Source organism: Lactobacillus sp. PSON (genome assembly GCF_052615405.1).
The window spans coordinates 112,949-133,276 of the sequence record NZ_JBQXFW010000005.1; the positions used below are offsets into that span (position 1 = coordinate 112,949).

The following is a 20,328-nucleotide window of genomic DNA, read 5'->3' on the forward strand; positions in this document are numbered from 1 at the left end:
GATTTGCATATGAAATTAATTAAAGTTCATGGCTCAAAAAACTATTTTTTTATTTTAGATCAAACTGAATTATCCACTCCGCTCAAAGATGAGGATTTAATTGCTTTTACTCAAAAAATAACTTCTTCTAAAGGGCTTTTAGGGGGTGCTGATGGCGTTTTGGTAATCACGACCTCTACTCATCCAGATGCTCTTGCAAAAATGCGTGTAATAAATTCTGACGGTAGTGAAGCATCAATGTGTGGTAACGGATTAAGAACCGTTGCACGTTATCTTTCGGAAAAATTTAATCAAGACAACTTTTTAGTTGAAACTATGAACGCAAATTTACGCGTTAGAAAAGAGAAAAAGCTTGCCGAGGGCGTTCATACCTTTGCAGTAGAAATCTCTCCTGTAAGCTTTAATAAATCCTCTTTACCCTTTAAGAATTTAGGTCATAAGCGAATTATTGATACATTTTTGCCAGAGATATATCCTGGTCTTAAATTTACGTCAATTGCCGTTCCTAATCCACACTTAATAAGTTTTATGAGTCAAAAGCAAATTGAAAGTAATATTTTAGAAGAAGTGGGGCAATTCCTAAACTCTAATAATCCTTATTATCCTGATGGTGTCAATGTCAACTTTGCTCAAATTTTAGACAAAAATCAGCTTTTTGTACGTACTTATGAGCGTGGAGTAGGTTTTACAAATGCTTGCGGAACCGGTATGTCTGCTACAAGTTTGGCATTTTGTTTAACTAAGCCTCAATTAGCAAAATTTAATACTCAAATCAGTGTCTATAATCCTGGTGGAATGGTCAAAGTAATTGTTCATTCAAAGCCAAATTATTGGATGGAATTAATTGGAAATGCAACCTTTACTGAAATAATTGATATTCCAGAAAATTCACTTTATGATCTTGATTTTTCTAAGGCTAAAATTACAAAAACTACTGAACAAAAGGCTTATGAAAATTTTGTTACTTCTCTTCCACACTTTAATAATTTAACTGCAAATTAAAAAAGCATAGAGCTTCAAGCTCTATGCTTTTTATAGATGTTCTTCTATCCAATCTCCAAGTTCTTTAACATGGAGTTTAGAAACTGAACTAAAAGTTAATACTGATACATTTTCATAACTCAAGTCCAAATGTTTCTTAAGTTCAGACATTACTTTATTTGTCTGACTTTTTTTAATTTTATCCATTTTTGTGCAAACTACTAAAATTGGTAGATCTAAATATTGTGCATAATTATACATAGCAATATCATCTTTAGTTGGCGCATGACGTGAATCAATTAGGATAATTAATCCTTTTAAATTAGCGCGGGTTTCTAAATAATCTTGAATCATTTCACCAAACTGTTCGCGCTGTTTTTGTGATACGCGTGCATAACCATACCCTGGAACATCTACTAGATAAAACGCATTATTAACAATATAGAAATTTAAGGTTTGCGTTTTTCCTGGCTGAGAAGAGGTTCTAGCAAGATTTTTACGCTTTAAGAGGGTATTTATTAAACTTGATTTTCCCACGTTTGAGCGTCCTGCTAAGGCTATCTCAGGCAAGTTATTTTTAGGATATTGATCTTCTCTTACAGCACTAACTGCATAATCACTATTTTTAATTATCATTTGCTTTTACCTCTGCTTTATCAGAGTTTTCAGCATTTTTACGAATTATCTTAGGTTCAGCGCCTTTAGTGATAACATCCTTAGTAATTTCAACCTCCTCAATATCACTTTCACTTGGAGTCTTATACATAATATCCATCATTGAATTTTCAATAATAGTTCTAAGACCACGCGCACCCATATTACGTTCAATTGCTAAATCTGCGATTGCACCGAGCGCACCATCAGTAAATTTAAGCTTTACATCATCAAGTGATAATAGTTTTTGATATTGCTTAACTAATGCATTCTTAGGTTCAGTAAGAACTCTTACCAAATCCTTGCTGTTCAATTTATCCAAAGTTGTAATAATTGGAATTCTTCCGATAAATTCTGGAATCATACCAAATTTCACCAAATCACCTGTAGTCAAATGGTGAGTCCAATCATCAGCATCAACTTTATTTGCAAAACTTTCAGCACCAAAACCAATAGTTTTCTTACCTAGACGGTTTTTAACAATTTGTTCAATACCATCAAAAGCTCCACCAACAATAAACAAAATGTTAGAAGTATCCATCTTTATCATTTCTTGTTGAGGATGCTTACGTCCACCTTGAGGTGGAACTGAAGCAATAGTACCTTCTAAAATCTTAAGAAGTGATTGCTGAACACCTTCACCTGAAACATCACGAGTAATTGACACATTTTCTGACTTTTTGGAAATTTTGTCAATTTCATCAATATAAATAATACCTCGCTGAGCACGTTCAATATCATAATCAGCATTTTGCAATAACTTCAACAAGATATTTTCAACATCTTCACCCACATAACCAGCTTCAGTTAAAGTAGTAGCATCAGCAATTGCAAATGGAACATTTAAAATTCTAGCCAAGGTTTGAGCTAAATAAGTTTTACCTGACCCAGTAGGTCCAATCATAGCAATATTAGACTTTTGAAGTTCAGTTGATGAATCAACATCCATTTGACTAATACGTTTATAGTGATTATAAACAGCTACTGAGAGTACACGCTTTGCTCTGTCTTGTCCAATTACATATTGATCAAGTTGATTTTTAATTTCTATAGGCTTTGGTAAATCACGTGCTTTTTTAAGTGAGTCTGCACGTAATTCATCATCAATTATTCTTTTAGACAAGTCAACACATTCATTACAAATATAAGCATTATTACCTGCAATCATTTTCTTGACTTGATCTTGAGTCTTACCACAAAAAGAACATTTAATTTCTTCTTGGTCTGTAAACTGTGTTGCCATATTATTCCTCCTAGTATCTACCAAGTTTTAGATTATCATAAAATTGGCAATAATAAAGGATTTTTGCTTATATAAATAAAAAGGCGGCTGATTTACAGCTGCCTTTTATTCTGTAAAAGCAATATTACTTATCAGACTTCTTGTCGTCTTTTTCTTCTTTAAGCTTTGATTTTGCAACTTGCTTTGCGTTATCAGTTACAAGATCCATTGCCTTACGTACAGTGATGTCGTGAGTTAACATATCATCACTTAAAGTGTTGCGAACAACTTTTTCGTCCATGTTGTATTCGCTAGCTAAGTCCTTAATTTCTTTATCAATTTCGTCCTTAGTTGCTTCAAGGTTTTCAGCAGCAGCAATTGCTTCAAGAACTAAGTTAGTCTTAACACGTTCTGCAGCATCCTTAGCGAATTGTGCACGAAGTTGTTGTTCATTAGTATTAGTCAACTTGTAGTAAGTTTGTGGATCAATACCTTGGCGTTGCATATTACCTAAGTATTGGTTCAATTGAGTATCAACATCTTCTTGAATCATTGCATCTGGAATTTCATCAATCTTAGCATTCTTAACTGCGCCTTCGATTGCAGCTTGTTCAATAGCATCCTTAGATGCATTTTCCTTTTGGCTCTTCAAGTTCTTCTTGATGTTTTCTTTTAATTCATCAAGAGTTTCAACTGAATCGTCAACATCCTTGGCAAATTCATCATCTAATTCTGGAAGATGCTTTTCCTTAACTTCATGAAGCTTAGTTGCAAAGTGAGCTTCTTTACCTGCTAAGTCCTTTGCACCGTAATCTTCTGGGAAAGTTACTACAACATCAACATCATCACCAGCTTCATGACCCATTAATTGGTCCTCAAAACCAGGAATGAAAGTACCTGAACCTAATTCAAGTGAGTAGTTATCAGCTGAACCGCCGTCAAATGCTTCACCATCAATAGTACCCTTGTAGTCGATAGTAACAGTGTCGCCCTTTTCAGCTTTACCCTTCTTAAGAACAAGTTCAGCATTTTGTTGACGACGCTTTTCAAGTTCAGCATCAATGTCCTTTGCGTAAACACGAGTGTTTTGCTTTGGAACTTCAATACCCTTGTAATCACCTAATTCAACTTCTGGTTCAACTGAAACAGTAGCTTTCATAGTCCAGTCTTCACCTTTGTTCATTGAAACAGGTTCAATTCTTGGTTGACCTACAGCCTTGATGCCAGCTTCTTTAACTGCTTCTGAGTATGCTTTAGGTAATACTAAGTTTAAAGCATCTTCATATAAAGCTTCTTCACCGTAGTATTGATCAAAGATTACACGAGATACGTGACCTTTTCTAAAACCAGGAACACGTAAATTTTTCTTTACTCTTCTAAAAGCTTGATCTAAACCAGATTTAATTTCATCTTTTGAAATATCAAAAGTTAATTCACCAGTAGTTTTACCGGTTTTTTCCCATTTAACAGACATTAATAAAATACCTCCAATGTCATTTTTGAGTTTGCTTATGCATACTAAGTTATCTTACCGTAAACTAAAACAAAAAACAAATCTTAGAAGTAAAAAAAGATACACTTCCATGAAGAAGTGCATCTTTTTAACTATATCGTTAGAAATTAGTCAAGGATTTCAGTAACTTGACCGGCACCAACGGTACGACCACCTTCACGGATGGTGAACTTAGTACCCTTTTCAATGGCTGCTGGCTTAATCAAAGTAACAGTGAATTCAGTGTTATCACCAGGCATAACCATTTCAGTACCTTCTGGCAATTCAATTTCACCAGTGATATCAGTGGTGTGGAAGTAGAATTGTGGACGGTAGTCTGAGAAGAATGGGGTGTGACGACCGCCTTCTTCCTTCTTCAATACATAAACTTGAGCCTTGAACTTGTTGTGAGTTTGGATTGAACCAGGTGCAGCCAATACTTGACCACGAACGATTTCGTCACGGTCAACACCACGAAGCAATACACCAACGTTATCGCCGGCTTCACCTAAGTCAAGAGTCTTGTGGAACATTTCCAAACCAGTAACAACTGACTTCTTAACATCGTCTACCAAACCAACGATTTCAACTTCGTCACCGACCTTAACAGTACCACGGTCGATACGACCTGAAGCAACAGTACCACGACCAGTAATAGTGAATACGTCTTCAACTGGCATCAAGAATGGCTTGTCAGTTTGACGTTCTGGAGTTGGAATGTATTCATCAACGATGTCCATCAACTTCAAGATTTGTTCTTGAGCTTCCTTGTCGCCTTGTAAAGCCTTCAAAGCTGAACCACGAACAACTGGAATATCGTCACCTGGGTAATCGTATTCAGTCAACAAGTCACGAACTTCCATTTCAACCAAGTCGATAAGTTCTGGATCGTCAACTAAATCGCACTTGTTCAAGAATACAACGATGTAGTTAACACCAACTTGACGAGCAAGCAAAATGTGTTCACGAGTTTGTGGCATAGGACCATCAGTTGCAGCTACAACCAAGATAGCACCGTCCATTTGAGCAGCACCAGTAATCATGTTCTTGATGTAGTCAGCGTGACCTGGGGCATCCATGTGAGCGTAGTGACGATTTTCAGTTTCGTATTCTACGTGGGCGGTATTAATAGTAATACCACGTTCCTTTTCTTCTGGAGCAGCATCGATTTGTGAGTAATCTTCAGCTTGTGCCAATCCCTTTTCAGCCAATACAGTAGTAATAGCTGCAGTTAAAGTAGTCTTACCGTGGTCAACGTGACCAATAGTACCAATGTTTACGTGTGGCTTAGTTCTAACGTAATGTTCTTTTTCTGCCATTAAAATGACCCTCCTGTAAATTTGCAAGAAGTCCGTCGAGATAAGTTAACGGATAATTCTCTGTTGAATATTGTACTACTTTCATCGGCAAATGCCTAGTGTTTTACACGCATAGTGCCATGCCTAATGAAAATATCCTTTGCTAATTATACTAAATTCACCAAAAAAGTAAACCTTTTTTGCTTAATTATTTGGTAAATTTGAATAAATTTTTTCTAATAGCTTCTGGTCACCTTCTCCATCGCCTCTTTCAAGATACGAAGATAAGTTTTTAGCAAAACTATCAGGATTTGTTATATATTTTGAAATTTTTGGATAAAGAGTTCCTAACGCTAAATTAACTTCTCCAAGCATTATTGGCAATTGGCTTGGATTATTACGATATCTACTAGCAATACTTGAAATAACTTCTTGATATATTGGATTTTTTTCCAATAAAGTTACATTTTTAGGGACGAAATTCTCAAGTTCATCTAAAATCCAAACCTTAATCTCTTCATCTATGCCAAGTTTAACTAAATCTTCACATAAAGATAATCTAACAGCAAAGTCCTGAGTAGGATCTAACAATAAACTTTGAGCAAAATTTTTATAATTTATCAAATTCAACTTTAGTAATTGCTCATAGTCAAATTGGCTAATTTGCTTTTTACTTTTAAAATGTTCCATAATCGCTTTTTGCTTTTTTAAATCAGCAGCTTCTACCTTAATTGGTAACCTTTTCCCTAATATATTTTCTAATTGTAAAGCTTCAATTAAAAAATGATTAGCTTTTAAAATCTTAAAATATTCTTCAGAAACTTTATTATTCGAAAAAAGATCAGGCTGAGCCTTGATAAGAGCATATGCCTGATCTTCTTGCTTATTTTTTCGATACAAGCGACAAAGTTCTAAAACTATGTCCAAAGAATTAGAAATACGCAATGCTTCTTCTAGGTTTTGAATAGCTACATCAATATTTCCTTTTTCTTCATTTTGCTTAGAAAGTTTCATCAAGTTTTTTTGACTTAATGATTTCATGCTTATTTTGTATCCTTTGTTTGATTCTTTTTAACGTTTTTCTTATTTTGACTTTCTTGCTTAGTATTTCGCTTTTGTAAAGCACGATGACGATTTTGGTTTACTTCCATCACAACTGGTAAAACCACTGGTCTACGATTAGTCTTTTTATATAAAAACTTTTCAAGATCATTTCTAATATCTTGTTTTAATTCTGACCAGTCAAACTTTTTATGTTCAAAGTTAGCAGTAATTGCTTTCTTAATAACTTCAATTGAGTCACGCATTAATTGATGATTTGCCTTAATATAAACAAATCCACGACTAGTTACTTGCGGTTGAGAGATAATTTTCTTCTTTTTGCGATCAATAGTTACAACCGCAATAAAAATACCATCGTCAGACAATACTTCACGATCACGTAAAACAATATTACCAACATCTCCAACACCTGAACCATCAATCATGGTATCTTCTCCAGGTACTGGATCACTTAAATAAAAGCGTTTTTTCTTGTAATCATATTTCAAGCAATCACCATTTTTAGTGATGTAAATATCATCTTTATGCATACCTGTTTTAACAGCTAACTTTTGATGAATTTCAAGTAAACGATATTCCCCAATTACTGGGATTAAAAATTTTGGTTTTAAAGTATCTAACAATAATTGCAAATCTCTACCTGTTGCATGACCACTTGTATGCATATTTCTGCCCAATTCAATGACTCTTCCGCCAGCACGGTAAATATAGTCACTTGTTTGAGCTACCATTGTTTCAACAGCGTGAGATGGTGTAGTAGCAATAAATACTAAGTCACCTTTATGAATAGTAATCATACTGTGACGTTTTAAGGCCATTTTTTGAAGAGAATTTAATGGTTCACCCATACGACCAGTTTCTAAAATTACTGTTTTATCATCTGGTGTTGTTTTTAAGTCTTTAACACGCATTAAAAGACCTTTAGGAACCTTTAAATAACCTAATTTCATAGCAGTTCGTACAATTTTAGCGACATCTCTTCCGGTTAATAATACTCTTTTACCAGTAGCATGTGCTGCATTAAGTACTTCTTGAACACGATTTAAATTAGATGCTTTAGCAGCAACAATAATTCTACCTTTAGCATTTCTGAAGACATCAGTTACATATTCACCAATATCTTGTTCTGATGCATTAGGAAATGATGCTTCAGCATTTGAAGAATCACTAAGTAATGCTAATACACCTTTTTGAGAGATTTCTGCCAAACGATCCATATCTGTTCGATAATTTTTAGTTGCTGTAGGATCAAACTTGAAATCACCCGTATAAACAATTTCACCTTCTGGAGTATGAACATCAATTCCAAGTGAACCTGCAATTGAGTGAGTAGTGTGGAAAAATGAGATACTTGCATTCTTAAAATCAATTTCAGTATCAGCATCAATCACATGGAATAAATCCTTTTTTAATTTTTTGTTTTCACGCTTTACTTCAATTTTTGCTAATTCAATAGTTAATTCAGAACCAAAAATTGGAATATCATATTTACGCAAGATATATGGTAAGGCACCGATTGAATCAGCATGACCATGAGTTAAAAATATTCCAGCTACTTGATCTCCATATTGTTCAAAAAAATCAAGATCTGGAATAACTACATCAATTCCAAATAATGAACTATCCGGATACTTAAGTCCGGCATCAAGGACAAAAATTTCATCATTAACTTGAACGGCAAACATATCTTTCCCCTGTTCACGTACACCGCTCAAAATCATAACTTTAATTTGATCAGTCATAGTTTTTCCTTTTCTAAAATATTAATTATTCTATTTTTTATTTTTATGGATCTTATGATCACAACGTAAAAAGAATCTTAATCAATTTTAGCATAAAAGCTATAGTTATGACAAAAACAAAAAAGACTAATCCTAACGGACTAGCCCTTTTAATAATAAAAAAGAAATTAACGACGCAAACCTAACTTCTTAATCAATGCACGGTAACGTTCAATGTCGTTATTTTGTAAGTAACGAAGCAAGTTACGACGGTGACCAATCTTCTTAAGCAAACCAACGTATGAGTGGTGGTCGTGCTTGTGAGTCTTCATGTGGTCAGTCAAGTTGTTAATGTCAGCAGTCAAAACTGCAACTTGAACTTCAACTGAACCAGTGTCGCCTTCGTGAGTTGCGTATTCCTTGATAATTTCGTCTTTCTTTGCTTTTGAAATAGCCATAGTTACTTCACCTTTCAAATAAACTAATTGCCATTAACAACGTTAATCGTCAGGTGTGAGCGAATAACAGCGTTAATGGTTCACAACATTAATTATAATACCGAGATTTTTTTTAAAAAGCAAGTACAATTTACCTTGCATCCCAGCAAATTCTTAAGTATAATCAATTAAGTAAAATTACCAAGTTAATGGAGGTGAATTTCATATGCCACAAATTAAATCAGCAATCAAGCGTGTTAAAACACAAAATGCTACCAGAAAGCACAACGCTGCTCAAATGAACGAACTCAGAACTGCTGTTAAGAAGTTCAAGGCAGCTGTTGCAGCTGGTGAAGAAGACGCCTCCAAGTTGCGTTTAGAAGCTGAAAGTGCTTTGGACAAAGCTGTTTCAAGAGGTTTAATCCACAAGAACAAAGCTAGTCGTGACAAGAGTCGTTTGGCTAAGTTAGCTAAGTAATCAACTTAAAAGAGCGAGGATTTTGTATCCTCGCTCTTTTTTCATACTCTTAAAACAAACATTTTTAAGAAATTATCTTCCACATATGTTCCGTTTTTATAATTATAATCTAGTTTTATTGCTTCTTCTAACAGTTCTTCTAACTTTTCAATATTTAATCTATTTTTCAAAGCCAATTTTACTCTATAAGGATGAACTCCAAGCTCCTTAACTATTTGAGTTTCTGTCCTATGCCTTTCAGCTAAGATTTTTACCACTAAAATTAATTCAATTTGATTTTCAAAAACTGCTAACAACTGGATTGGATTAATTCCCTCTCGCAATTGATCATTTAGTCTATTAATTGCTTCAGAATAATTTTTATTAATTGCTGAATCAAGAATTGCAAAAATATTTTGTGCAAGAGATAAATCTACATTTTGGACAACTGACTTTTCAGTAATGCGATTATCTTCTGCAACCATTTTTAATTTTATATAATTACTTAAAATAGCATCCATTACTTGATCACTTCGCTCAATCAATAATTGAAGTGCAGCTTGAGAGATATTATATCCTTCTTCTTTAATAATAGACTTTGTAATTGCACTAACCTCATAAGACTTTATTTTTGGCTCAACCACATTAAAATTAGAAATAATTGTTTTTGTTAATTTTTTTCGCCGATCAATTTTTTCATATGAAGCAATTAAAATTACAATATCTTCTATTTCGTTAATATGAGCAAAAATATCCTCCAATTGTTTAGTTTGTTTTTTAAATTTTTGTGCAACTTTTGCTGTTAAAAAAAACGGATTTTTAACAATTATTAATTTTTGCTTACTAAATAAACTCGATTCTGTTAATTCAGCAATTAATTCATCTAAACCATCATTTTCGCAATCAACTATCACTTTATCAAAATCTTTAAATTTATCTTCTGCAGCATATGAACGAGCTAAATAATCATTAACAAAGTCATCTTCACTCCAAATCAAGGTTTGTGGATTTTTTAAATTTGAATTTTTAAATAATGAAAGTAATGTCATGTCTTCACTCCAAAAAAGTTTTAAATTTTGGCTGCTTCCAACCATAATACCAGCTAATCATACCACAGTCTTGGGTTGATACCCATGGTAGATGTAAAGATTCAAGTGTATTCAAAGTTTCCAAATGAGGATGACCAAAACGATTCTTTCGTCCAGCAGAAATAAAAACTAATTCTGGTTGTAATTTTGATAAAAATTCCGGATTAGATGAAGTTTTACTTCCATGATGTCCTAATTTAAAATAATTCGCCTTAATATCAAATTTGTTTAAAATTTCTCTTTCACCATCTTGACCTAAATCTCCAGTAAATAACCATCTTTTATTAGCTACTTTAAATGTTAATGATAGTGAATCTTCATTTTTACCTTCACCAGGTTTAAAAGGATAAACTATATCAAAATCAATTGCTTCTTTTACACGCATCCCCGCCAGTAGCTCAATTAATTTAGTATGAGCAATTTTTCCATAAATTCTCTTTTGAAATGATGGATTATTAATTAAACCTTTTGCCATATATAATTTATCAACTTGAATTTTTTCAAGTAATGGTCCCAAATCACCAACATGGTCTGCATCTTGGTGAGAAACAAATAAACCATCAATTTTATTAATTCCTTGAGCCTTCAATAACGGTATTGTAATTTTATTTACTTGAGGATTTATCTTTTTTCCGGAAAAATTCAATTTACCACCAGTATCAATCATATATACACGCCTATTCAACGGAGTAGTTATTAAAATACTATCTCCTTGACCAACATCAATAAATGTAACTTGGCCCCATAATGGAAAATGAATAAAGCAAAAAAATCCTGTATACAAAGCTAAAATAAAACCACTGATTTTAAAAGTCACCTTTTTATTTTCAATTTTTTCATTAAGACATACTAATAATCCCGCACTTACTATTAACAATAATAAGCATTGCCACCAATTAATTTTGCCAAACAAAAACATTCCCAATTGAGCTTCTGAAATTTGACCAATAATTTTTTCAAAATTTTCCAATAAATTCTCAAGTATGGGTGCAAATTTATTGGTTAAACCAAAAGTAAACACATTAAAAAATGTAATCGGCATCACAATATAATTAAAATAAGGTACGATTAGCATATTAAAAAATACAGTGAGAATATTTACTTGGTAAAAATAAAACAGTAATAAAGGCGTCAAAAATAAGTTCAATAAAACTGATTGCTTAAAACTTGACAAGTTACTAGTTAGCTGCAATCCTAACACCAGAACATAACTCAAAATAGCTCCAATTCCTAAAAACAACCTAGGATTAAATAATAAGTGAACCAAACAAGTTAATCCTAATAAATCTATCCCAGATATTTTCCAATTTTTAAATTTAAATAATTTCCCTAAAACATAAGTCAAACTGGCACGAACAAAACCTGCTTGTCCTCCACTCAAAAATATTTCAATTACCAAAATAACCATTGTACAAAGAAATGCCTTTTCCTGAGTGATTTTAAGAAAATAACATAAACTTGCAATTACTAAAGTATAGATACCAACATGTAATCCAGAAATACTTAATAAATGAATTACTCCTAAGTCACGATAATTATCTAAAACTTCCTGATTATCTGATGAGCTATTTTCTGCTAAAATCAATTCACTTGCAAAAAAGCCTAATAATCGCGGCATTTTAGCAAAATACTGTTGCAAACAAAAGCGATAATAATGAATTTTATCCCAATATGTAACTTTGACGCTTTTAATATTACAGCTTTTAAATTTTATTCTCTGAAAAATATTCTTAGCAGCATAATAATTTCGATAATCAAACTGTCCTAAGTTACTCGCAGGTTCTACAGCACCAATGTCTCCAGAAATTTGTGTTATATATACTGGATAGCCTTGTTTAATAATATTTTCTTGACTTTTAGCAACTTTTCCAGAAATTGAAACCTTAATATTTTTCGCATGTCCAATTCCAGATAGCCAATCATCTTTGATTTTTACTTGATCAGGATAAACTTTTATAACTGTATTTTCAGTTAATTGTAAAGTCTTAACTTTTGAAAACAAATTTATACTTATAAAGCCTAATAATAATGTTCCTACAGTAGCTATTTTTAAAGTAGAATATTTTTTTAAAATTAATAAAGTTAAATAGCCAGCAATAATAACTATTACTATTTTTTGTCTTACACTCTTCCCTTGAAAAATTCCAAAAGATAAGTCCACCATTAACAAAGCCATCAAAAATAAATATCCTGGTTGACAAATTTTAAATGGTAAGTTGATCTTTGAGAGCTGCAAAAGTTTTTTCTCCAATTCCTGAAACTTGAGTTAAGTCTTCAATCTTTTTGAATTGCCCATTTTGGTCTCGATAAGCTATAATTTGCTCAGCCTTTTTTTGACCAATACCATTTAATTTTTGTAAATCTTGCGCACTAGCGGTATTTAAGTTAACTTTATCTCCACTATTGCTCTCTCCACCTTCTGAAGATGTAGATGACGCAGACGAAGCAGAAGGATTTGCAGCAACACTATCAACTTTTTCACCTTTATATGGGATATGAATTTTATCTTGATCCTTTAATAAGATAGCCCGGTTAACAGCCTTTAATTGTGCATTTTGTTTTGCACCTCCAGCAGCATCAATTAATTCTTGCAAACGAGCTCCATTTTTCAATGTATAAACTCCTTGATGTTTAATTGCTCCTGTAATATCACAAGTTATAGTTTTAGATTGAGTAGAAGACTGAGTGGGAGACGGAGTGTTTGAACTGGACACATTTGATGTACTAGAGAAATTCTTTGATTGTTCTGTTTTTTCACTTAATAAGTTAGAATTATCAACTGGTGCAGAATTTTCTCCCTTTATCCAAAACAAAATTCCTACAACTACAATCCCAATAATAAAATATTGCTTCTTTTCTAAAATAAACTCTTTGATTTTTTCAAAATTCATTTAATCACCTCACTATTTAAATACGAAAAAAAGCCCACATTTTTTCTGGGCTTTTTATTAATAATGAGTTTTTAAATATTTAAGCGCATCATCAAACTTATCAACCGGAACTATTTTCATTTTAGTACCAATTTGTTTCGCAGTTTTCTTTGCAACTACATAATTAGTTTGAGATTTTTTAACTCCAGTCGAATCAGTTGGTGCAAAAAATACTTCTGCGCCTGCTTTATCAGCAGCTACTACCTTTTTATCAACTCCACCAATGATTCCCACTTTACCGTCAGGAGCAATGGTACCAGTCCCTGCTATTTTATGGCCTTTAGCTAAATCATGATGAGTAAAATATTCATAACTAGTTAAAGTAAACATTAAGCCAGCAGATGGGCCACCGATATCTCCAGCACTTATTTTTAATTTAGGATTAGTTTCTACACTAACTCGCTCAACCAATTGAATGCCAATACCAGATTTATTAGTTCCAGCAACTTTCACAATTTTTCCAGTAAAGTTTTGCTTTTTATTATTTCTTAAAACTGTAATTTTCACATTAGAACCAATTTTTTGCTTTTGCAAATATGACATCATCTCTTCAGTAGAATGAAAACGATGGTTATTAGCTCCTAAAACAGTATCCCCTATTTGAAGCTTATTTTTAAAGCTAGAATTTTTTTGGACATCCATTACATAAACGCCCTGATACTTCAATTTTGGATTTAAGTTTGCCTTTTTTGCAGCGTAATAAATTGCATTTTGCTGACTAGTTTCCATGTACCAATTTTGCAATTCTTCATATTGACTATTTGACTGATCACCTAACAATTCTGAACTAGAAATTCTACTATCAAATTTTTGCGTAAAACTCCACAAATACTGCAGAATTGAGGCCGGTTGTCTAGTTACACTTACAGTTACCAAATAATAATTTTGTGGTTTCTTACCTTTAGCTTCAATAAATTGACCAACAGATAAAGCCTGACCTGGTTCTTCAATATAATAATTAGTCGGCCAGATAGCTATTACTGCCAAAATCACAATAATTAGTAATCCAACTATCCATTTAAGAGCTTTATTTTGTCTTTTAGCTTTTTTACTCATGACTACTCCTCATTTTCTGAGTTAAAGCTTTTTTTGCTAAATCCGGTAGAAACTCTGAAATATCTCCACCAAATTTAGCTGCTTCTTTAATCATACTAGAAGCCACAAAACTCTGTTCAGGATCAGTAAATAGTAAAACAGTATGAATATCTGGGGCTATTTTTTCATTGATCCCTGCAATTTGCTGTTCATAACGAAAATCATCACTATTTCTCACACCGCGCACAATTGCACTAGCTCCTAATTCATGAGCTACTTTAACCGTTAACTCCTCTGGTCGTTTCAAAACTTCTACGTTAGGAATATTTTTTAAAGCATCCCTTGCAAAATCTGCCCTTTCAGAAGCAGAAAACATATAACTTTTGGAAGTATTAGTCATCACTACAACATAGACTTTATCAAAAATTTCAGCTGCCTTTTTAGCAACACTAACATGTCCATTTGTTATAGGATCATAACTCCCAGGAAAAAGTGCTGTTACCATTATTTTTCCTTTCGATAAATCCTTACAATTGTTTTACCTAAATGATGTTCCTTAATTAGTTCAAAATCAGGAATTTCATCTAAAGTAGTTTGGTCATCTGTTTCTGCAACAATAATTGCATTATCGTTTAACAAGTTCAGCTTATCCATTTTTTTCATATCCTGAACAATTCGTTGCTTAGCATATGGTGGATCTAAAAATACTAAATCAAACTTAAGGCCTTGTTCTTCAAAAAAGTTTAATGCCTTATTACTTGGCATTTTATATACGGAAAAACGTTCTTCTTCATTAGTTAGAGCAACATTTTTTCTAATTATTTCACAAGCTGCATAATTAACATCAACTATTGTTGCATGAGTATATCCTCGAGAAACAGCTTCAATACCTAAAGCTCCACTTCCACCATAAAGATCAAGTGCTTGTCCTCCATCAAAAAACTGCCCCAAAGAATTAAATAGTGATTCTTTTACCTTATCACTAGTTGGTCGAGTTTTATTGCTTTTTAAAGTAAATAAATTACGCTTAGCATACTTTCCAGAAATAATTCTCATTCTGATTTATCCTCATTTTCTGTTTGTTTTTTCAAAAGTTTCTCTTCTGCTTCTTGAGCCAAATCTGCAATTTGTCCTTCAAGATGTTGACTAGAAAGACAAATGTTTTCTTCTTGAGAAAACTCTACATGTTTCACAAAATCCAAACTTGAAATTTCATTTAATTCATGTTCTGCATCTTTAGTATCAACATAAAGAATGCAGTAGCACATTTTTTTAGAAAAATAGACAATATCACCATAACGACGCAGCTTATACTGATCACTTGCATTTTTCAAAAAAATAATCAAGCCGGTCCGTTGAACAAGGAGACTGTCTTTTAAGTCAAGATTTATACTCATGCTATAACTTCCAACTCCTCTCTTGCCATTTTTTCATTTGCAGAAATATTAAGAACTAAAGCAACCGATGCCGTTAACACAATCATCGATGAACCTCCATATGACATAAACGGCAAGGTAACACCAGTAATTGGCAAAAGGCCTAAAACTGCTCCAACATTGAAAAGCGTTTCTGTAAATAAAATAGTCGTCACGCCAAAACAAATTAACGCATTAAATTGTGAATTTGCATGCAAACCTACTTCCATAATGCTCCACATTAAATAAAATAGCAAAATTAAAATAAGCGCTGCTCCTGCTACTCCTAATTCTTCTGCGGTAATAGATAAAATAAAGTCAGTATACGGTTCAGGTAAATAACCCCTTTTTTGCATACTATTTCCTAGTCCAACACCAAAAATATTACCATTGTGAATTGCATAGTAAGAATTTACCAGTTGCGCTCCACCTTTACGCTCTAATTGAAAAGGATGAAGAAATGACATCAATCTTTGAAATTGGTAACTTTCTTGTAAAAATTTAGGATTCCAAGTAACAACAATAATAAAAATTGCAGCTACAGAAATTACAATTAATGCTAGCCATCTTAACGCTACTGCAGTAGGTACTCCAGATACTGAGAACATTACTAAAACAATCATAAACAAAATAGCAGTCCCACCAAAATCCGGCTCCACAATAACTAAAGCCATCATTACAGCAGCAATTGCCGCTGGACGTCCTAATTGTTTCCAAATTTGCCCTCTAACCAGCTGCCCATCACGTTTATCCAGCATGTAAGCTAAATATATTACTAATGCAAGTTTAGCCACTTCTAAAGGCTGTAAATTGATAAAACCTAAGTCAATCCAACCAACTGCCCCATTAACCGCAGCACTGGAACCCTTAATAATTTTCATTCCAACCAAATATACCAGCATAACTAAACTGATCATCATAAACCAGATAACAAATTTCTGCTTTTTAAATACATCTAATTTTAATGCAAAAATCGGAATTCCAAAGCCAAAAAATGCTACCGCTGCATAAATCGCCTGTCTTATTCCATAAGTAGCTGGTTTAAACCCATTTATTAATAAGATGTTTGAACTAGCTGAATAAACCATAATAATTCCCATTATTACCAAAATAATGTACGGTATAAAAACATGGTAATCAAGATAATGTATTTTTCGACGCACTAGAGCCGTCCCCTTTTAAAAAATTTTCAAATATAATAATTTTTATTATAAAACAAAAAGGTCGCCACTTCTATTGAGTGACGACCCTTTTTATAATTCATTAATTATTACGGTTACGCTTCTTGTCAAACTTTTGACGTTCTGAAGTGTTTAAAATCTTCTTACGAAGACGAATGCTTTCAGGTGTTACTTCACAGTATTCATCATCGTTTAAAAATTCAATAGCTTCTTCTAAAGTCATCTTCTTAGGAGTCTTGATTGCAGCTGCGTGGTCCTTACCAGAAGCACGAGTGTTAGTCAAGTTCTTACCCTTAGTTACGTTAACAGCAATATCACGTTCACGACTTGATTGACCAACAATCATACCTTCGTAAACTTCAACACCTGCACCAATGAACAATACACCACGTTGTTCAACTGATTGAAGTGAGTAAGTTGTTGATTGACCTTGGTTAATTGAAACCAAAGCACCGTTTCTACGTCCTGGTTCCCAGTTCTTAACTACAGGCTTGTATGAATCAAAAGTATGGTTCATAATACCGTAACCACCGGTTTGTGACATAAATTCATTGTTGTAACCGATAAGACCACGTGAAGGTACTAAGAATTCAAGACGAGTTTGGCCGTTTCCAGTAGATTCCATGTTCTTCATTTCACCTTTTCTTTGTGAAAGTGAATCAATTACAGAACCCACATATTCATCTGGAGTATCAACTTGAACAGCTTCGTATGGTTCACACATAGTACCATCAATTTCACGGTAGATAACCTTTGGACGAGAAAGTTGTAATTCAAAGCCTTCACGACGCAATTCTTCTACCAAAATTGATAAGTGAAGTTCACCACGACCAGAAACAGTCCATGCATTCAATTGATCAGTTGGTTCAACCTTAAGTGAAACGTCAGTACGAGTTTGACGAATCAAACGATCTTCAAGCTTCTTAGGAGTTACTTGATCACCTTCACGACCTGCAAATGGTGAATCGTTTGCAACGAAGTCCATTTGAAGAGTAGGTGGATCAATCTTAAGAAGTGGCAAAGCTTCAGGCTGTTCTGCAGAAGCAATAGTTTCACCTACGTAAATGTCATCAATACCACTAATAGCAACGATGTCACCAGCTTTAGCTTCCTTAATTTCATTACGCTTCAAACCAAAGTAACCAAACAACTTAGTTACACGGAAGTTTTGAGTTGAACCATCACGCTTCATAACAGTGATGTTGTCACCAACTTTAACTTGACCACGGTAAATTCTACCGACACCAATACGACCTACATAATCATCCCAATCAAGCATAGTGATTTGGAATTGTAATGGTTCATCAACGTTATCAAGTGGTGCTGGAATATTTTTAACAATAGTATCAAAAATTGGATCCATAGTTTCCTTTTGAGTGCTTGGATCTGGTTCATATGAAGAAGTACCATTCAATGCAGATGCATAAACAACTGGGAAGTCAAGTTGTTCATCATTGGCACCAAGTTCAATAAACAATTCAAGAACTTCATCCAAAACTTCCTTAGGACGAGCACCTGGGCGGTCAATCTTGTTAATAACAACAACCGGCTTAACACCAGCTTCTAATGCCTTCTTTAAAACAAAACGAGTTTGTGGCATTGTACCTTCATAAGCATCAACAAGTAAAAGCGCACCGTCAACCATGTGCATGATACGTTCAACTTCACCACCAAAGTCTGCGTGTCCTGGAGTATCCAAGATGTTGATAGTTGTATCACCATACTTAACAGCAGTATTCTTTGACAAAATAGTAATACCACGTTCACGTTCAATGGCGTTTGAGTCCATTGCACGATCTTCCAAGTTCATGTGTTCTGGTAAAGTATCTGATTGCTTAAGCAATTGGTTAACCAAAGTAGTCTTACCATGGTCAACGTGGGCAATGATTGCAATGTTTCTTACGTCTTCTCTTCTTTTATCTGACAAAAGTAATTTCCTCCCCACTCCTCAATAAAAAAACTGTGACCCTGTCACAGTTTCGGTGGCGCGAAAGGCGCGAATCGAAGTGTTTTCTATTAGTTAATTTCGTTCATAAATTTTACCACCTAAGTCATTATGGGTCAACGATTTAGCGGAACTTAACTTTTTATTTAAATTTGTACTCAAAAAATAGGCAAGATTTATCAAGTTATGGTACAAATAATATAAAGACTTTTTTAAAAGGAGAAATTAAAATTGATTTTAATGAAAGATATTACACGCGACGGAAATCCCGTATTGCGTAATGTAGCAAAGCCACTCACTTTTCCATTGAGCGATCATTACAAGCAACTTGCTGAAGATATGATGGAATACCTTATCAACTCACAAGATCCAAAAATTGCTGAAAAACACCAATTGCGTGCTGGGGTTGGTTTAGCAGCTCCTCAAGTTGGCGAAGGTGTTCAAATGGCAGCACTTCTTGTACCAGATGATGAAGGTAATATTCTTTTCAAAGAAACTTTTGTAAATCCTGAAATTTTATCAGAATCTGTTCGTCAAGTTTGTTTAAGTGAAGGCGAAGGCTGCTTAAGTGTTGATAAAGTAATTAATGGTTATGTTCCTCGCCCTGATAAATTGACTATTCATTACTTTACTGTTGATGGTGAAGAAAAAACGATTCGTTTGAAAGATTATCCTGCAATTGTTGCTTCACATGAAATTGATCACTTACATGGTCACCTTTTCTATGACCGTATCAACAAAGAAAATCCATTTTCTTTGGAAGATGACACTATTGTCATTTCTTAGTTATGTTATTTTAATAGTACAATTATGTTATAAAAAAGAAGGGTAAGAACCTACCTTTCTTTTTTATTTTATAATTAAAGATAAAAAAAGACTGCCGGGTGACTAAGCCGACAGCCTATAAAATTGGGAATTAAGAAGATTGAAGAGACTTCTTATAAGCAAATGATTTTTAAATTCCATTTACTACATGTTTATAGTAGCGCTAATGTTATTTTAAGTCAATGGAATTAGTGATTTTATTTTTAAAAGTTATATTAAAATTTATTTTTCCAATAATCATTAGGCTATACTTGACATTATAAATATGATAAAATTTTTATTAGCTGTTGAATATTTTTCAATATTCACTTATGAGAACGTTTTTAACAATTGAATAATAAAGGAGAATACAAATATGATCTACAAAGTTTTGTATCAAAAGGACAAGATTGTTAACCCACGTAGAGAAACTACTCAAACTCTTTACATGGAAGCTGACAACTATGTTCAAGCTAGAGAATTGGTTGAGGACAATACCCCCTACAACATTGAACTCATCCAAGAATTGACTGGTAACTCTTTAAAATACGAAAAAGAACACGCTGATTTTAAATTAACGACGTTCGAGGATAAGAAGTAATAAAG

The 20,328-nt window shown here is 33.4% G+C and carries 20 protein-coding genes; 4 read left to right on the forward strand and 16 right to left on the reverse strand.

What is annotated here, in order from left to right; genetic code table 11:
- The first annotated feature begins 9 nt into the window (after positions 1-9).
- On the forward strand, positions 10-1,002 hold the full coding sequence (gene dapF / locus ACTHPI_RS04470) for a diaminopimelate epimerase (protein WP_445352979.1): 993 nt from the start codon (positions 10-12) through the stop codon (positions 1,000-1,002).
- A gap of 30 nt (positions 1,003-1,032) precedes the next feature.
- On the opposite strand, the gene yihA is transcribed toward dapF, so the two are convergent.
- The 7 genes from yihA to rpsO all read right to left on the reverse strand — a co-directional run bounded on the left by yihA (position 1,033) and on the right by rpsO (position 8,888).
- Positions 1,033-1,617 (reverse strand): ribosome biogenesis GTP-binding protein YihA/YsxC, encoded by a 585-nt coding sequence (gene yihA, locus ACTHPI_RS04475; RefSeq protein ID WP_445352980.1) that lies wholly within the window; start codon positions 1,615-1,617, stop codon positions 1,033-1,035.
- Positions 1,607-2,878, reverse strand: coding sequence for an ATP-dependent Clp protease ATP-binding subunit ClpX (gene clpX / locus ACTHPI_RS04480; RefSeq protein WP_445352981.1), 1,272 nt, complete (start codon positions 2,876-2,878; stop codon positions 1,607-1,609). Before clpX ends, yihA begins: the two co-directional genes overlap by 11 nt.
- Before the next feature lie 124 nt (positions 2,879-3,002).
- Complete coding sequence (gene tig, locus ACTHPI_RS04485) at positions 3,003-4,331, reverse strand: trigger factor (RefSeq protein ID WP_445352982.1); 1,329 nt, start codon at positions 4,329-4,331, stop codon at positions 3,003-3,005.
- A gap of 146 nt (positions 4,332-4,477) precedes the next feature.
- Positions 4,478-5,668, reverse strand: a complete 1,191-nt coding sequence (tuf, locus tag ACTHPI_RS04490; protein ID WP_144355161.1) for an elongation factor Tu — start codon at positions 5,666-5,668, stop codon at positions 4,478-4,480.
- A gap of 183 nt (positions 5,669-5,851) precedes the next feature.
- Complete coding sequence (locus ACTHPI_RS04495; protein ID WP_445352983.1) at positions 5,852-6,688, reverse strand: tetratricopeptide repeat protein; 837 nt, start codon at positions 6,686-6,688, stop codon at positions 5,852-5,854.
- Between the two features lie 2 nt (positions 6,689-6,690).
- Positions 6,691-8,451 carry a ribonuclease J gene (locus ACTHPI_RS04500; RefSeq protein WP_445352984.1) on the reverse strand — a complete coding sequence of 587 codons (1,761 nt, stop codon included), beginning with the start codon at positions 8,449-8,451 and terminating at the stop codon, positions 6,691-6,693.
- Between the two features lie 167 nt (positions 8,452-8,618).
- Entirely contained in the window at positions 8,619-8,888 is a 270-nt protein-coding gene (rpsO, locus tag ACTHPI_RS04505; protein WP_445352985.1) for a 30S ribosomal protein S15, read from the reverse strand.
- Positions 8,889-9,093: 205 nt separating this feature from the next.
- Here rpsO and rpsT point away from each other — a divergent pair, with 205 nt between their 5' ends.
- Complete coding sequence (gene rpsT / locus ACTHPI_RS04510; protein ID WP_445352986.1) at positions 9,094-9,345, forward strand: 30S ribosomal protein S20; 252 nt, start codon at positions 9,094-9,096, stop codon at positions 9,343-9,345.
- A 41-nt stretch (positions 9,346-9,386) separates the two neighbouring features.
- On the opposite strand, the gene holA is transcribed toward rpsT, so the two are convergent.
- From holA to typA, 9 genes are all read right to left on the reverse strand, one after another.
- Positions 9,387-10,373, reverse strand: a complete 987-nt coding sequence (gene holA, locus ACTHPI_RS04515; protein WP_445352987.1) for a DNA polymerase III subunit delta — start codon at positions 10,371-10,373, stop codon at positions 9,387-9,389.
- Between the two features lie 4 nt (positions 10,374-10,377).
- On the reverse strand, positions 10,378-12,648 hold the full coding sequence (locus ACTHPI_RS04520) for a DNA internalization-related competence protein ComEC/Rec2 (RefSeq protein WP_445352988.1): 2,271 nt from the start codon (positions 12,646-12,648) through the stop codon (positions 10,378-10,380).
- The gene (locus ACTHPI_RS04525; protein ID WP_445352989.1) at positions 12,617-13,303 is read right to left on the reverse strand and encodes a helix-hairpin-helix domain-containing protein; all 687 of its coding nucleotides are present in this window, start codon (positions 13,301-13,303) and stop codon (positions 12,617-12,619) included. Before ACTHPI_RS04525 ends, ACTHPI_RS04520 begins: the two co-directional genes overlap by 32 nt.
- A gap of 57 nt (positions 13,304-13,360) precedes the next feature.
- A complete protein-coding gene (locus ACTHPI_RS04530) occupies positions 13,361-14,398 on the reverse strand; it encodes a SepM family pheromone-processing serine protease (RefSeq protein ID WP_445352990.1) in 1,038 nt (345 codons plus the stop codon).
- Positions 14,391-14,882, reverse strand: a complete 492-nt coding sequence (gene coaD, locus ACTHPI_RS04535) for a pantetheine-phosphate adenylyltransferase (RefSeq protein ID WP_445352991.1) — start codon at positions 14,880-14,882, stop codon at positions 14,391-14,393. Before coaD ends, ACTHPI_RS04530 begins: the two co-directional genes overlap by 8 nt.
- On the reverse strand, positions 14,882-15,433 hold the full coding sequence (gene rsmD, locus ACTHPI_RS04540) for a 16S rRNA (guanine(966)-N(2))-methyltransferase RsmD (RefSeq protein ID WP_445352992.1): 552 nt from the start codon (positions 15,431-15,433) through the stop codon (positions 14,882-14,884). Before rsmD ends, coaD begins: the two co-directional genes overlap by 1 nt.
- Positions 15,430-15,774, reverse strand: a complete 345-nt coding sequence (locus ACTHPI_RS04545; RefSeq protein ID WP_445352993.1) for a YlbG family protein — start codon at positions 15,772-15,774, stop codon at positions 15,430-15,432. Before ACTHPI_RS04545 ends, rsmD begins: the two co-directional genes overlap by 4 nt.
- A complete protein-coding gene (locus ACTHPI_RS04550; RefSeq protein WP_445352994.1) occupies positions 15,771-16,955 on the reverse strand; it encodes an FtsW/RodA/SpoVE family cell cycle protein in 1,185 nt (394 codons plus the stop codon). The genes ACTHPI_RS04545 and ACTHPI_RS04550 overlap by 4 nt, the downstream gene beginning before the upstream one ends.
- A 100-nt stretch (positions 16,956-17,055) precedes the next feature.
- Positions 17,056-18,900: a translational GTPase TypA gene (typA, locus tag ACTHPI_RS04555; RefSeq protein WP_445352995.1), complete on the reverse strand. Its 1,845-nt coding sequence runs from the start codon at positions 18,898-18,900 to the stop codon at positions 17,056-17,058.
- A 249-nt stretch (positions 18,901-19,149) separates the two neighbouring features.
- Between typA and def the strand changes: the two genes are divergently transcribed.
- A complete protein-coding gene (gene def / locus ACTHPI_RS04560; protein ID WP_445352996.1) occupies positions 19,150-19,704 on the forward strand; it encodes a peptide deformylase in 555 nt (184 codons plus the stop codon).
- A gap of 394 nt (positions 19,705-20,098) precedes the next feature.
- Entirely contained in the window at positions 20,099-20,323 is a 225-nt protein-coding gene (locus tag ACTHPI_RS04565; protein WP_144355147.1) for a DNA-dependent RNA polymerase subunit epsilon, read from the forward strand.
- The last annotated feature ends 5 nt before the right edge of the window (positions 20,324-20,328 follow it).